This is a genomic window from Xanthomonas cassavae CFBP 4642, assembly GCF_000454545.1.
Classification (GTDB): Bacteria; Pseudomonadota; Gammaproteobacteria; order Xanthomonadales; family Xanthomonadaceae; genus Xanthomonas; species Xanthomonas cassavae.
In genome coordinates this window covers 4,472,761-4,484,015 of record NZ_CM002139.1, presented here as the reverse complement: position 1 = coordinate 4,484,015, position 11,255 = coordinate 4,472,761, and the positions used below count along the sequence as shown (strand labels likewise).

Here is an 11,255-nt window from a genome sequence, read left to right as displayed (position 1 = left end):
CATGGAAGGACGGCTGATCGTAGATCCAAGTGCGTCATGAGCCGGATCGGCCAGTTCGCTGGCCGTTGCGACTACTTGATCAGCGTTGCCCTAGGTGCGCGGATGTTGCGTGGGCATCAATAGTCCGTATAGACATTGGAAGGCTGCGGCGGGCGGCTGGCACCGGTCCCTTACAATGGCGGCCCGTTCCCGACCCGATGATCCGATGGCTGGCCCGCACGATGCCCCGCTTCAAGCCCTGTTCCTGCCGTTCGCCCAGGGCGCGCTGCCATGGCCGCGAGCTCCGGTGCTGTTCCTGCGCGCACGCGATGGCGTCGCGCTGCGCGACCATGCCGCTGTCGACACGCTGATCTGCGAACAGAGCTTTCGCCCGTTTGCGCAGGCGCTGGAGCGCAGCGGCTGGCAAGTGCGCGCGGAGCGCGAGATCGAGGCCGACAGCACCCGCTACTCCCTGGTGCTGGTGTTGCCGCCGCGCCAGCGCGACGAGGCGCGTGCGCTGTTCGCGCGAGCGGTGGCATTGACCGCGCCGGGTGGGCGCGTGGTGGCCTGCCAGTCCAACAACGAGGGCGCGCGCTCCGGCGAGGCGGATCTGCGCCAGCTCAGCGGCCTGGCCGGCGGCCTGACCAAGTACCACTGCCGCACCTACTGGACCGCGCCGCTGCCGGCCGCCACCGATGCCGCGCTGCAGGCGCGCTGGGCCGCGCTGGATGCGCCGCGCAAGATCGTCGACGGGCGTTTCATCAGCCGCCCCGGCGTGTTCGCCTGGGATCGCATCGATCCGGCATCGGCGCTGCTGGTTGAGCATCTGCCGCCCACGCTGGCCGGGCATGGCGCCGACCTGGGGGCGGGCTTCGGTTACCTGTCGGCCGAAGTGCTGGCGCGTTGCCCCAAGGTCACCGCATTGGACCTGTACGAAGCACAGGCGCGCGCGCTGGATCTGGCACGGCGCAACCTGCAGGACAGCGCGCACCCGGCGCAGCTGCACTATCACTGGCGCGACGTCACCGCCGGGCTGGCGGCCCAGTACGATTTCATCGTCAGCAACCCGCCGTTCCATACGCCGTCGCGCGCCGATCGCCCCGATATCGGGCAGCGCTTCATCGCCGTGGCCGCGCAGGCGCTGCGTCCGGGCGGGCAGTTGTTGCTGGTGGCCAACCGGCATCTGCCCTACGAACAGATCCTCAACGAGAGTTTCGGCCAGGTGCGCGTGGCCGCCGAGCGCGACGGCTTCAAGCTGATCGCCGCCACCCGCGGCCGTGGAGCGCGCGCATGAAGCTGGTCAAGCACATCGCCAACCTGGGCTATGGCAGCCGCAAGCAAGTGACCCAGCTGTTCCGCCAGGGTGCCATCACCGACGTGCAGGGCGAGGTGCTGTATGCCGACGATCAGGTGGAGCACGCCGCCATCCGCATCGATGGCGAGCCGCTCGATCCGCCGCCGGGGTTCAGCCTGCTGTTGCACAAGCCCGGCGGCTACACCTGTTCGACCAAGGACACCGGCCGGCTGATCTACGAGCTGCTGCCGCCGCGCTTCCGCCTGCGCGCACCGGTGCTGGCGCCGGTTGGCCGGCTGGACCGCGAGACCAGCGGCATGCTGCTGATGACCGACGATGGCGCGCTGCTGCACCGGATCATTTCGCCCAAGTCCGCGCTGGACAAGGTCTACGAGGTCACGCTGGCCGACGAACTGCGTGGTGACGAGGCGGCGCTGTTTTCCAGCGGCACGCTGTTGCTGGAAGGCGAGACCAAGCCGCTGTTGCCTGCCGAACTGGAGGTGCTTGGTCCACGCCAGGCGCGACTGACCCTGCACGAAGGCCGCTACCACCAGGTGCGTCGCATGTTCGCTGCCGCCGGCAATCACGTTGTCGCCCTGCATCGCAGCCGCATCGGCAGGTTGTCGCTGGACGCGCTGCCGTCCGGGCACTGGCGCGCGCTCGAGGCGGCCGACCTGGAGCTGCTGTTCGGCCGCGGAGCTGCCGCATGATGCAGATCCCGCCGTTGCCGTTCCGCCCGCAGGCGGTGATCTTCGACATGGATGGCCTGATGCTCGACAGCGAGCGCGCTATCACCGCCTGCCTGGCGCAGGCCGCCACCGACCAGGGCCTGCAGATCGAGCCGTCATTCTGGCTGCGCATGGTTGGCACCGGCGATGTCGCGTGCCGGCAGTTGTTGGGCGAACGTATCGGCGAGGCAGCTGCCGAGACCATGCTGGCGCACGCGCAACAGCTGTATTCCGCTGCGGTCGAACGCGGTATCCCGCACCGGCCCGGCATCATCGCGTTGCTGGACTATCTGGCTGCGCAGGGCATGCCGCGTGCGGTGGCCACTTCCACCCAGCGTCCGCTGGCGCTGCGCAAGCTGGAGGCGGCCGATCTGCTGTGGCGCTTCGCGGCGGTGTGCACGGCCAGCGATGTGGTCCATCCCAAACCCGCACCGGACATCTACCTGCTGGCTGCGCACATGCTGGCGGTGGACCCTGCGCACTGCCTGGTACTGGAAGACTCGCCCACCGGCGTGCGCGCCGCATTGGCGGCCGGCATGACCCCGATCCAGATCCCGGACCTGCTCGAGCCCGATGCCGCGGTACGCGCACTCGGCCATCGCATCCTGCCTTCGCTGGGCGATGCGCAGCGCCTGCTGGAAGCGCAACTGTCGGGCTGATCAGCGTGTGTCTGTAAGCGACAGCGAGAGAGCATCCGGGTTGCAGCGTTCAGAGGCAAGGCGCAGCAACACGCACTGGCAATCAGCCCAAAATGCACTTGGGCGATCAGTGCACAACCATCAAAGCCCTCGTTCACCAGGGCGAGAAGGCGCGGGGTGCGCGCCATGGGCGCGCGTGTCCTAAAGCACCCGCGCCGCAAGCGCTGTCCGGGGCGCGCAGCGGGGTGTTGGGGGGAGGGCACGAGCAAACCGACCCAGACTCCCCTCACGGACAACACGCAAATCAACGCGGACCTACGTCCCAACGGCGCATTGCAAATCGCAGCACCCAAGCCGCATCAGCAGCATGTCATCACGCGTACTGCATCTTGCGCGACATGCCGCCATCGACAACGAAGTCCTGTCCGGTAACGAACCCCGACAGCTGTGGTGCCAGCAGATAGACCGCCAATTGCGCGATGTCTTCCGGGGTGCCCACACGCCCTGCCGGATGCTGCGCATGGTCGCGCCGCGAGAGTTTGGGTGTGCGCCGACGCGGTGGGGCACGCCAGGCAGCGGTGCTGATCCAGCCCGGGCTGATGCTGTTGACGCGGACCTGCGGGCCTTCGCTCACCGCCAGCGCATGCGTGAAGGCGACCAGGCCGCCCTTGGCGGCCGCATAGGCTTCGCTGTGCGGCTCCGATTGCCAGGCGCGGGTGGAGGCGATGTTGACGATCGCGCCACCGCCGGGCGCCTGCGTCAGCGCAGGCAGCGCGTGTTTGCTGCACAGGAAGGCGCCGTGCAGGCTGGACAGCCGGCGGTTCCAGGTGTCCCAGTCCAGCTGCGGCAGCGCGGCGATATGCGGGTCGGGCACGCCGGCATTGTTGACCAGGCCATCGAGCCGGCCGAAGCGGTTGAGCGCGGTGGCGATCAGGCGGGTGGCCTGCGTTTCACGCGCCGCATCGCAACGCACGAAGGCACTACGACGCGGCAGCGCCCATTCCTGCAGGCAGGCCTTGCCGGCTGCCGCGTCCACATCGCCGATCACCACGCTGCCGCCGGCACCCAGCACCGCCTGCGCAATGCCGCGGCCGATGCCTTGCGCGCCGCCGGTGATCACCACCACACGGTCCTGCAGCGGTGACGGGTTCCATGCGGAAACGGCGGGAATCAGGGCCATGGCATGCGCACCGTGCGGTAGGAGGCGGCACTGTAGCGCGCACGCTGTCAGCGCCCTGGCAACACCGCGTGTATACCCGCACGAACGATGCACGCGCTGGTGCTGCGTTCATGAGTTGGTGCCGAAAGGCGAGACGTGCGATCTGCCTGCCTGTGAGCGGCATGCGCAACGCCTCGCTGGCTCAATGCTTGGCCCCGTTCAACACCCGCTCCCAGCCGGCATGGCCCAACCGTTCCAGCGTGGCGATATTGCGTTCGACGATCACATCCGGATCCGGGAACGCCGCCACCGCGCGCTCCACGCTGTCTTCGCGCAGCAGGTGCAGGGTGGGAAAGGGCGAGCGGTTGGTGGAGTTGGCCACATCGTCCGGCGCGGCACCGGCGAACTGGTAATCGGGATGGAAGCTGGCCACCTGCAGCACGCCCTGCAGATCCAGCGCTTCCACCGCCGCATCGGCGTTGTCGAGAAAGTCGTTGTAATCCAGGAAGTCGGTCAGCACGTCCGGGTGCACGATCAGCGTGGTGTCGATCTGCTCGGCCGGGGTGTCGCGCAACAGGACGAGTTCTTCGGCCAGTTGCTCCAGCAGCGCCTCCGGCGTGCTGGCATCGCTGAGCACCAGGCGCACCTGTTCCTTGACGTACACCGCCTTGGCGAACGGGCACAGGTTCAGCCCGATCACCGCGCGCTCGATCCAGGTACGGGTGGCGGCCAGGGGATCGAGCAGGGTGAGCGTGGTGGTCATCGTGGCGGCGGCGTGATGGCGCGCCAGTGTATGCGATCGCTGCCGGCAGGGCCGCCGATGCCACGGTCGCGTCCAATCGCATTGTCCCCGCCCGACCGGTGCCGCAGGCGCAAGCGCATGGCGCCCGATCAGTGGTGGCTGTGGGAACTGCCAGTTAGCTCGGGCGGCTGTCGCCACCAAGCTGCTGACGCAGGAACTGCACCGCCGTTTGGGCCACGTGCTCGGCGATCGGGGACTTGTGCGGCGAGCCGATGGCATGCGCGCCGCTGGCGAAGGCGATTGCCTGCTTGCGCGCTGGCGCCGTGCCCAGCGCCTCGAACATGGCCAGCATCGCCGGCACCGAGGAGATCGGGTCTTGCTCGCCATTGGGCGCGCGGTAGTAGCCCAGCATGACCGGGCAGCGCACCTGCGGCCACGGCGGGCAGGCCGCAAACAGGTCGCACAGACCACGCAATGTGCGAAAGCCATCCGGATGGATGGTGTCCGACCAGCAGGCCTGCACTGCCTCGGTGCGCGGGTATGGGTCGGTGACCGGCACCTGCGCCTCGCAGAGCCGATCCAGCAGGCCGGCGTTGACGGGCCGGATGCCGGGCGACCACGCCACCACCGCGGCAACCTGCTCGGGGCGCTGTGCGGCCAGCCATAGCGCCAGGGTGCCGCCCAGCGAGGAGCCGACGATGGCCGCGCGCTCGCCCATCCGCTGCGCCTGGTCCAGCGCCTCCAGTGCCGAGGCCTGCATCGCGGCCGGGGTGAGCCCGGCCATGGCATCGGCTGCGCGCTGCCCATGGCCGGGCCAGCGGTGCACGTAACCGTTGGCGTCCAGCGCATCGGCCATCTGTTCGGGCAGCGTGCCGGCTTCGCCCGGGCTTGCGGAAAACCCGTGCAGGTAGAGCAACACCAGGTCGCGGCGTGCCGGGGTTGCGGTACGCCAGTGCCGGCGTGCCGCATTGCCCGGTTTCAGGTCGGGATTAGCGCTGTGCGGCATGCTGGGCAAGCAGTGCAAGCAGTTCGTGCGCGTTGATCGGCTTGGACAGATATCCGGCCACGCCGGCAGCGGCGGCCTCGCGCATCGAATCGGTGCGCGTGTCGGCGGTCAGCACGATGATCGGCGGCAACCGGTCAATCGCATCGCGTGCCTGTCCCAGCGCGTCCCAGCCGGAGGTGCCGGGCATGTGTAGATCGAGAAAGACGATGTCCGGGCCGGCCTGGGCGATGCGCTGCACCGCGTCGCTGCCATCGGCATGGAAGCTCACCCGGTGCCCGGCGCGGCTCAGCAGGTTGCCGATCACCAGCCGATTGGTATCCATGTCCTCGAACACCAGGCAATGCAGCGGCGCCACCGTCCGTGCGTGCTCGGCCAGCGCATCGCGCACATCGCGCGTGCGGCTGCTGTTGGCCGCGGCGACCGGCAGCTCGAAGATCCAGCGGAAGATGCTGCCGCCGGCAGGGTTGTCGCTCACCGTCAGGCTGCCGCCCATCGCATCGGATACCGACAAGGCGATGTACAGGCCCAGGCCGACACCGCCTTCGGCACGGCTGAAGCCGGTGCTGAGCTGGGTGAACGGGGTGAAGATGTAAGCCTTCCTGTCGTCGGGCACGCCGATGCCGGTATCGGTGACGGTGGCCTCCAGCGTCCAGCGCCCATCGGCCTGGGTCGCCTCGATCAACAGCTCCACTGCGCCGCCGGCCGGGGTGAACTTGATCGCGTTGATGACCAGATTGGTGATCACCTGCTCGATGCGGCCTTCGTCGCCCAGCAGGTAGGGCGTCTGGGCCGCTTCCATGCGCACGCCCAGCGACACGCCCTTGGTGGATGCGGCGGTCGCGCAGACCGCTTTAACGGTGGTCAGCACGTCCAGCAGGCTCAGCGGCTTGCTGTGCAATTGCAGGCGCCCGCCATCGATGCTGGCCACGTCCAGCACCTCGTTGACGCGGTGGCGCAGGGCGGTGGCGTTGACCGTCACCGCCTGGATCAGATCACGCTGTTCGGCCGGCATGGTGTCAGTGTCGATCAGCTGCGCGCAGTTGATGACGGCGTTCAACGGCGTGCGCAATTCGTGGTTCATGGTGCTGATGAAACGGCTTTGCGCATCGCGCGAGGCTAGCGCCTGCAATGCCACTTCCTGCATCGCGATCACGATGCGCGACACCAGCAGCGGCAGCACCATGCTCAACGCCACCGCGTAGACAAAATACGCCGGCCGCGACAGCCAGTAGCCGGCCGGTGCGGTCACCAGCATCAGCACGAAGGTGCTGAGCAGCACCGGCAATGTGGCGCGTTGCCCGTAGCGCGCCACCGCGGCGATGGTGATGAACGGCAGGAACGCGTTCAATGACATCAGCAGGATGAAGGCCTGGGAGGTCTGGATGCCAATGAACAGCAGGCTCATCGCAAAGCCCACCGCATCCAGCCATTCTCCCTGCGCAATGGTCTTGCGCCGCACCAGCACCATCCAGACCACCGAGATGACCCACAAGGTCACCGCGGTCGGAAACACCGCATGCGCATCCTTGACCAGCACCGGCTGCGGCCCGTACAGCCAGCCCAGGCACCACAGCATCACGATGGTCTGCACCACCACGCGGCCAACGCAGGCGCGGTATTCCAGAAACGACTCGAGCAGCCGCATCAGTCTGTCGTTGCGCAGCTGCCTGGCCGCCGGAATCAGGCCGGGCGCTGCGCGGTGGGAAGAACTACGCATGAGGCTCCGCGCCGTCGAGAGGAAGGGTACGCCGGTACTGTCTGACCAGTAGACCAGCGGCGGTTGCCACCGCAGTAAAGCGGTGCGCAAGCATGTCGCCGAAGGCGCCGCGCTCCACGTCGCTGCGCAGCTGGTCGCAGGCCTTGAGCAACTCCTGCGAGCCGGTCAGCGAGATGGTGTTCTTCAGCGAGTGGATCTGTTGCAGCGCCTGCGCGTGGCTGCTGGCGGCATCGCCCAGCGTGCACTGTGCAATGGCGCGGTCGATCTCCGCCGCAAAGGCATCGGCGAAGGCGGCTGCCTCGGTCGGGTCCAGGCCGGCCATGGTGTGCAGCGTGGATCCGGCTTCGATCCGCGGCTGCGCATACACCCGCGTGGCAGGCGCAACGCCCGTGGCGCGCGTGCCCGCCTGCCGGAACGCGTGGAGGCGATGCAACAGGCTGGCGAGCAGGGCACGCATCGCAGGCCGCTACGCCAGCCGCCCGGCGCGACGAGCGGAGCTGGCGGCCGCACAGCGCCCGCGGTCGCTGCCGCCGTGCGCATCACCCCGGCCTGAGCCTGGACGCCGCACCGCCGGATCGATCACCGCCCGCACCGCCATCGTTGGGTTGCGCTCAATCGCGGAAGTTGTCGAACTGCAGCGGCAACTCGACATCGGCCTTCTTCAGCAGCGCAATCGCATCCTGCAAGTCGTCGCGCTTCTTGCCGGTCACGCGCAGCTTGTCGCCGTTGATCTGGGCTTCCACCTTGAGCTTGGCTTCCTTGAGCCTGGCCACCAGCTGCTTGGCCTGCTTCTGCTCGATGCCCTGCTTGACGGTGACCTTCTGCCGCGCGCCGGCCAGGTTGGTTTCGACGTCGCCGAACTCCAGGCAGCGCACGTCGATACCGCGCGCCAGCAGCCGCGCGCGCAGGATGTCGGTCATCTGCTTGAGCTGGAAGTCGCTGGGGGCGGACTGGTTGATCGCCTTGCCGTCTTCCAGCTCGAACGTGGCCTGGACTCCCTTGAAGTCGAAACGCGTGCCCAGTTCGCGGTTGGCCTGGTCCACCGCATTGGTCAATTCGTGCTTGTCGACTTCGGACACCACGTCGAAGGAAGGCATGCAAGGCTCCTGCTGGCTGAATACAGCCGCCATTCTAGGCCATCGGCCGCGCTGCCCCGTATCGGCGCATTGGCGGCCGGCGCGCTGGCGCGGCGATACTACGTCCATGCCCACCACCCGTTCTCCGCTTCCCGCCATCGCCTGGATGGTGGCGGCCGTGGCCTGCTTCTCGTTGATGGACGCGGGAATGAAGCTGCTGTCGGCACATTACCCGCCGTTGCAGGTCACCCTGCTGCGCGGCGCGGCGTCGTTGCCGTTCGTGCTGGTGTGGGTATTTGCCACCGCCGGCCCGCGCTCGATCGTGCCGGTGCGCTGGGGGCTGCACCTGCTGCGCGGGATACTGGGCATGGCGATGATCGGCTGCTTCGTCTACGGCCTGAAGCGGATGCCGTTGTCCACCGCCTACACGCTGTACTTCGTGGCGCCGTTGCTGGTGGCGGCCTTGTCGGTGCCGCTGCTGGGCGAGCACGTCGGGCCGCGGCGCTGGACCGCGATCGGCATCGGCCTGGTCGGGGTGATCGTGGTGTTGCGCCCGGGCGTGGACGGGCTGATCTCGCTGCCCGGGCTGATGGTGCTGCTGGCGGCCACGGCCTACGCGGTGGCCGCGGTCACGGTGAGCCTGTTGACCCGCACCGACACCCCGCAGGCGATGGTGGTGTGGTTCCTGCTGTTCATGGCGATCGGCGCCGGGTTGCTGGCCATTCCCGGCTGGGTGCCGCTGCAGGGCCGCCACGTCTGGCTGATCGCCGGCATGGGCCTGGCCGGCGCACTGGCCAGATCGCGCTGACCCAGGCCTTCCTGCGCGGCGAGGCCTCGATGATCGCGCCGCTGGAATACAGCGGCCTGGTCTGGGTGATCGGCTGGGACTGGCTGCTGTGGCAGACCCTGCCCGATAACTGGACCTGGACCGGCGCCGGCATCATCGTCGTCAGCGGGCTGTATTTATTGCGCCGGGAGCGGATACGGCGGGCTGACAGGCCGCCGCCGTTGGATAGGCCGTGATTGGGGATTGGGGATCGGGCATTCGGGATTGGCAACCGCGGGGACGCTGTTGTCCTTGCCAATCCCCAATCCCCAATCCCGACTCTCGATGGTAGGCTTCACGCCCCCCCAATCGGCCACGCGCGGTGATCCAGTTTCAGCGCCTGCACAAGTCCTACTCCGTTGACGGTCGTCAGATTGTGGCGCTGCACCCGCTGGATCTTCGGATCGGTCCCGGCGAGGTGTTCGGCATCATCGGCCATTCCGGTGCCGGCAAGTCCACGCTGATCCGGCTGATCAACCGGCTCGAAGAGCCCAGTGGCGGGCGCCTGCTGATCGGCGAGGAAGACGTGACCGCGCTGGACAGCCAGGGCCTGCGCGCCCTGCGCCGGCGCATCGGCATGATCTTCCAGCACTTCAACCTGCTGTCCTCGCGCACCGTGGCCGGCAATGTGGCGTTTCCGCTTGAACTGGCCGGCACCCCGCGCGCCGAGGTCGATGTGCGCGTGGCCGAGCTGCTGGCCCGGGTCGGGTTGCAGGAGCACGCCAACAAGTATCCGGCGCAACTGTCCGGTGGGCAGAAGCAGCGCGTGGGCATTGCGCGCGCGCTGGCCACCCGGCCGCAGATCCTGCTGTGCGACGAGGCCACCAGCGCGTTGGATCCGCAGACCACCGCCTCGGTGCTGCAGCTGCTGGCGCAGATCAACCGCGAGCTGGGCCTGACCATCGTGTTGATCACCCACGAGATGGACGTGATCCGCCGCGTCTGCGACCGCGTGGCGGTGCTGGACGACGGCAAGCTGGTGGAAACCGGCCCGGTCACCGAGGTCTTCCTGCATCCCAAACACGCCACCACCCGGCGTTTCGTCTCCGAAGCCGAGCACGTGGACGAAGCCGAGCTGCATCGCGATTTCGCCGCGGTCGGCGGGCGCATCGTACGGCTGACCTTTCTGGGCAACGGCACCTACGAGCCTGTACTGGGCCGCATCGCCCGCGAGACCGGGGTGGACTACAACATCCTGTCCGGGCGCGTGGACCGCATCAAGGACACCCCGTACGGCCAGCTGATCGTCGCGCTGACCGGCGGCGACCAGAACGCGGCGCTTGCCGGCTTCGTGGCGGCCGGCGTGCATGTGGAGGATCTGCGCGCATGAATTCGTTGCTTGCCGCTGCGGGCGGCTTCTTCCGCAATCTCGATGCCGCCAAGTGGGGCGACATCGGCCAGGCCACGCTCGATACCTTGCTGATGCTGGCCGGCGCGCTGCCGCTGACCCTGCTGATCGGCCTGCCGCTGGGCGTGGCACTGTTCCTGTGCGGCGCGCCGCAGCTGCGCCGCCGCCCGGTGCTGTATGGCGCGCTGGCGCTGGTGATCAACCTGCTGCGCTCGGTGCCCTTCATCATCTTGATGATCGCGATGATTCCGCTCACGTTGATGCTGATGGGCACCTCGCTCGGCGTGCGCGGCGCGATCCTGCCGCTGGTGGTGGGCGCGGCGCCGTTCTATGCGCGCCTGGTGGAAACCGCGTTGCGCGAGGTCGATCGCGGCATCATCGAAGCCAGCCAGGCGATGGGCGCCACCACCCGGCAGCTGGTGCTGCGGGTGCTGCTGCCCGAAGCGCGCCCGGGCCTGATCGCCGGTGCCACCGTGACCACCATCGCGCTGATCGGCTTCACCGCCATGGGCGGGGCGATCGGCTCCGGCGGCCTGGGCGATGTAGCCTACCGTGAGGGCTACCTGCGCTCGCATTCGGACGTGGCGCTGATCACCGTCATCGCCCTGCTGGTGCTGGTGCAGGTATTGCAGATGCTGGGCGACCGCCTGGTGGCGCATTACAGCCGGCGCTGAGTCGGCACAGGGCAGGGGGCGGCGGACGCTGGTCGTGCGCCCTGGCACTGGCCGCGGTGGGGCAATCC

11 protein-coding genes and 1 pseudogene are annotated in these 11,255 nt (G+C 68.3%); 6 read left to right on the top strand and 6 right to left on the bottom strand.

Going from position 1 to position 11,255, the window contains the following annotated elements; all coding sequences use genetic code 11:
• Nucleotides 1-205: 205 nt before the first annotated feature.
• Genes XCSCFBP4642_RS0119920 through XCSCFBP4642_RS0119910 form a run of 3 tightly spaced genes read left to right on the top strand, consistent with a single transcriptional unit; the run spans nucleotide 206 to nucleotide 2,660 of the window.
• Entirely contained in the window at nucleotides 206-1,273 is a 1,068-nt protein-coding gene (locus XCSCFBP4642_RS0119920) for a class I SAM-dependent methyltransferase (protein WP_029221321.1), read from the top strand.
• Entirely contained in the window at nucleotides 1,270-1,983 is a 714-nt protein-coding gene (locus tag XCSCFBP4642_RS0119915) for a pseudouridine synthase (protein WP_029221320.1), read from the top strand. Before XCSCFBP4642_RS0119920 ends, XCSCFBP4642_RS0119915 begins: the two co-directional genes overlap by 4 nt.
• Nucleotides 1,980-2,660 carry an HAD family hydrolase gene (locus XCSCFBP4642_RS0119910; RefSeq protein ID WP_029221319.1) on the top strand — a complete coding sequence of 227 codons (681 nt, stop codon included), beginning with the start codon at nucleotides 1,980-1,982 and terminating at the stop codon, nucleotides 2,658-2,660. Before XCSCFBP4642_RS0119915 ends, XCSCFBP4642_RS0119910 begins: the two co-directional genes overlap by 4 nt.
• Nucleotides 2,661-3,012: 352 nt before the next feature.
• Here XCSCFBP4642_RS0119910 and XCSCFBP4642_RS0119900 read toward each other — a convergent pair whose 3' ends face one another.
• From XCSCFBP4642_RS0119900 to XCSCFBP4642_RS0119870, 6 genes are all read right to left on the bottom strand, one after another.
• Nucleotides 3,013-3,819, bottom strand: coding sequence for an SDR family oxidoreductase (locus XCSCFBP4642_RS0119900; RefSeq protein ID WP_029221318.1), 807 nt, complete (start codon nucleotides 3,817-3,819; stop codon nucleotides 3,013-3,015).
• Nucleotides 3,820-4,000: 181 nt separating this feature from the next.
• The gene (locus XCSCFBP4642_RS0119895) at nucleotides 4,001-4,561 is read right to left on the bottom strand and encodes a DUF1415 domain-containing protein (RefSeq protein ID WP_029221317.1); all 561 of its coding nucleotides are present in this window, start codon (nucleotides 4,559-4,561) and stop codon (nucleotides 4,001-4,003) included.
• A gap of 154 nt (nucleotides 4,562-4,715) precedes the next feature.
• Nucleotides 4,716-5,546 carry an alpha/beta hydrolase gene (locus tag XCSCFBP4642_RS0119885; protein ID WP_029221316.1) on the bottom strand — a complete coding sequence of 277 codons (831 nt, stop codon included), beginning with the start codon at nucleotides 5,544-5,546 and terminating at the stop codon, nucleotides 4,716-4,718.
• On the bottom strand, nucleotides 5,530-7,263 hold the full coding sequence (locus XCSCFBP4642_RS0119880; RefSeq protein ID WP_029221315.1) for an ATP-binding response regulator: 1,734 nt from the start codon (nucleotides 7,261-7,263) through the stop codon (nucleotides 5,530-5,532). The genes XCSCFBP4642_RS0119885 and XCSCFBP4642_RS0119880 overlap by 17 nt, the downstream gene beginning before the upstream one ends.
• Complete coding sequence (locus tag XCSCFBP4642_RS0119875; protein WP_029221314.1) at nucleotides 7,256-7,720, bottom strand: hypothetical protein; 465 nt, start codon at nucleotides 7,718-7,720, stop codon at nucleotides 7,256-7,258. Before XCSCFBP4642_RS0119875 ends, XCSCFBP4642_RS0119880 begins: the two co-directional genes overlap by 8 nt.
• Nucleotides 7,721-7,874: 154 nt before the next feature.
• Complete coding sequence (locus XCSCFBP4642_RS0119870; RefSeq protein WP_029221313.1) at nucleotides 7,875-8,360, bottom strand: YajQ family cyclic di-GMP-binding protein; 486 nt, start codon at nucleotides 8,358-8,360, stop codon at nucleotides 7,875-7,877.
• 106 nt (nucleotides 8,361-8,466) lie between these two features.
• Here XCSCFBP4642_RS0119870 and XCSCFBP4642_RS25390 point away from each other — a divergent pair.
• The 3 genes and pseudogenes from XCSCFBP4642_RS25390 to XCSCFBP4642_RS0119855 all read left to right on the top strand — a co-directional run bounded on the left by XCSCFBP4642_RS25390 (nucleotide 8,467) and on the right by XCSCFBP4642_RS0119855 (nucleotide 11,187).
• Nucleotides 8,467-9,362 (top strand): annotated as a pseudogene (locus XCSCFBP4642_RS25390) (DMT family transporter).
• Between the two features lie 125 nt (nucleotides 9,363-9,487).
• A complete protein-coding gene (locus XCSCFBP4642_RS0119860; protein ID WP_029221312.1) occupies nucleotides 9,488-10,495 on the top strand; it encodes a methionine ABC transporter ATP-binding protein in 1,008 nt (335 codons plus the stop codon).
• A complete protein-coding gene (locus XCSCFBP4642_RS0119855) occupies nucleotides 10,492-11,187 on the top strand; it encodes a methionine ABC transporter permease (RefSeq protein WP_029221311.1) in 696 nt (231 codons plus the stop codon). Before XCSCFBP4642_RS0119860 ends, XCSCFBP4642_RS0119855 begins: the two co-directional genes overlap by 4 nt.
• The last annotated feature ends 68 nt before the right edge of the window (nucleotides 11,188-11,255 follow it).

Coding starts and splice junctions, on each gene's coding strand:
- XCSCFBP4642_RS0119875 (WP_029221314.1), bottom strand. CDS start 7,720: ATGCGTGCCCTGCTCGCCAGCCTGTTGCATCGCCTCCACGCGTTCCGG.
- XCSCFBP4642_RS0119855 (WP_029221311.1), top strand. CDS start 10,492: ATGAATTCGTTGCTTGCCGCTGCGGGCGGCTTCTTCCGCAATCTCGAT.
- XCSCFBP4642_RS0119895 (WP_029221317.1), bottom strand. CDS start 4,561: ATGACCACCACGCTCACCCTGCTCGATCCCCTGGCCGCCACCCGTACC.
- XCSCFBP4642_RS0119880 (WP_029221315.1), bottom strand. CDS start 7,263: ATGCGTAGTTCTTCCCACCGCGCAGCGCCCGGCCTGATTCCGGCGGCC.
- XCSCFBP4642_RS0119870 (WP_029221313.1), bottom strand. CDS start 8,360: ATGCCTTCCTTCGACGTGGTGTCCGAAGTCGACAAGCACGAATTGACC.
- XCSCFBP4642_RS0119920 (WP_029221321.1), top strand. CDS start 206: ATGGCTGGCCCGCACGATGCCCCGCTTCAAGCCCTGTTCCTGCCGTTC.
- XCSCFBP4642_RS0119885 (WP_029221316.1), bottom strand. CDS start 5,546: ATGCCGCACAGCGCTAATCCCGACCTGAAACCGGGCAATGCGGCACGC.
- XCSCFBP4642_RS0119915 (WP_029221320.1), top strand. CDS start 1,270: ATGAAGCTGGTCAAGCACATCGCCAACCTGGGCTATGGCAGCCGCAAG.
- XCSCFBP4642_RS0119910 (WP_029221319.1), top strand. CDS start 1,980: ATGATGCAGATCCCGCCGTTGCCGTTCCGCCCGCAGGCGGTGATCTTC.
- XCSCFBP4642_RS0119900 (WP_029221318.1), bottom strand. CDS start 3,819: ATGGCCCTGATTCCCGCCGTTTCCGCATGGAACCCGTCACCGCTGCAG.